Source organism: Aestuariivita sp., from assembly GCF_021404545.1.
Taxonomy (GTDB): Bacteria; Pseudomonadota; Alphaproteobacteria; order Rhodobacterales; family Rhodobacteraceae; genus Aestuariivita.
Genome location: NZ_JAAWWD010000098.1, coordinates 1 through 1283, shown reverse-complemented (window position 1 = coordinate 1283; position 1283 = coordinate 1). Strand labels below are relative to the sequence as shown.

Genomic DNA, 1283 nt, shown 5'->3' with positions numbered 1-1283 from the left:
CCCCGGCACTGTGGACAATAGTCGATCTCGACCCCGGCGCGTTCCGCCAGAACCAGTTGCGTGCCGTCGATTGGACATTGCATGGGCGCTCTCCTTTTGTTGCCTTGTGTGGCATGTGGGGTCGCACCGCTGACGGTGCAACCCAGAGCGCAAACATCCCGCCACTCAGCGGATTACATGCACCGCACAGGCCGCATGGCGCACCACCTTGGCGGCAGTAGAACCCAGCAAAAGATCCTGCATACCGGGCCGATGGCTGGCAATCACGATACAGTCGGGAGTGTGGGCCTCGGCCCAGTCGAGGATGGTACGCCCCGAATGCCCCTCTACCACATGGGCAGAGGCATTGGGCAAAGAGGCGGCGATTTCGGCCAGTTCAACCTCGATTGCCTTGCGCGCCTCGTTCACATAGCCTTGGGGCAGATAAGAAATTGCATAGCCCGGTACCTGCTCGATCACATGCAAGAGGCTGATGCGTCCCGTCTCTCCCGCCAAAAGCCGCGCGGCACGTAGCGCTGCATTCGAATCGCGGTCCTGATCAAAGGATACGGGAACCAGAATATGTGCATACATGGGCTGTCCTTTTCTATTGGATAGGCCCATCATCCCCTAGGGGACAGCGCTCTGCCATGATCCAGATCAGGCCCGGTTCAGTTCTGCATGTCGCGCACCTGCGCCGCAATTTGTGCCGCCCAATCGCCAATGATCGGCAAAAACTCGATCTGGCTGAGGGCCCAGATCATCACCGACAAAAGCCCCGTTGCCCCCAGCACCGTGCCAAGCCCGGCGGCAACCCCCCGCACCAAGCTGAAGGCCAACATGCGCGGCACGGAATTGTGGACACGGATAAAGCGATGTGCATTCAGCGTCTGCAATTCGCGGCGCAGGGCTGCCACCTCGCGTGTCAACTCGTCGGTCGGCCTGTTGTCTTGCGTCATCCGAAGGTTGCCACCACGTCATACATGACCGGCTCGAACCCTTTGCAGAGTGCACTGATTTCGCGATTGCGGGCGCGCATCTCATCACTGCGTAGCATCGCCTGAAAATCTGAGCGCGCGCGCCATTGCGAGTAATTGGCGATACGGGTTTGGGCATCGTTGACATGCAGACCCGCAGCAATGAATCCCGGTTGTTGCGAGATAAAGTCACGAAAGGCGGCGGTCAGCAAATCCCTCAGATCCTGGCGGGTGCCCGGCGTACACCGCAAAGTGGGTGGCACCGGCCGTTGGTTCGGTCAGTTGTCGGGCATCAAGGGGGCTGGGGGACCGTGGTGTTGGGGGGAG

General features: G+C 60.2%; 4 protein-coding genes. All 4 read right to left on the bottom strand.

Annotated elements, in window-relative coordinates; all coding sequences use genetic code 11:
* On the bottom strand, nucleotides 1-83 hold an 83-nt coding region (locus HEP69_RS23585), incomplete at its 3' end, for a zf-TFIIB domain-containing protein (protein WP_290560955.1).
* Nucleotides 84-165: 82 nt separating this feature from the next.
* On the bottom strand, nucleotides 166-573 hold the full coding sequence (locus tag HEP69_RS23580; RefSeq protein ID WP_081506419.1) for a universal stress protein: 408 nt from the start codon (nucleotides 571-573) through the stop codon (nucleotides 166-168).
* Nucleotides 574-650: 77 nt separating this feature from the next.
* Nucleotides 651-938: a DUF5665 domain-containing protein gene (locus HEP69_RS23575; protein ID WP_290560954.1), complete on the bottom strand. Its 288-nt coding sequence runs from the start codon at nucleotides 936-938 to the stop codon at nucleotides 651-653.
* Nucleotides 935-1219 (bottom strand): antibiotic biosynthesis monooxygenase family protein, encoded by a 285-nt coding sequence (locus HEP69_RS23570; RefSeq protein WP_290560953.1) that lies wholly within the window; start codon nucleotides 1217-1219, stop codon nucleotides 935-937. The genes HEP69_RS23575 and HEP69_RS23570 overlap by 4 nt, the downstream gene beginning before the upstream one ends.
* Between the last annotated feature and the right edge of the window lie 64 nt (nucleotides 1220-1283).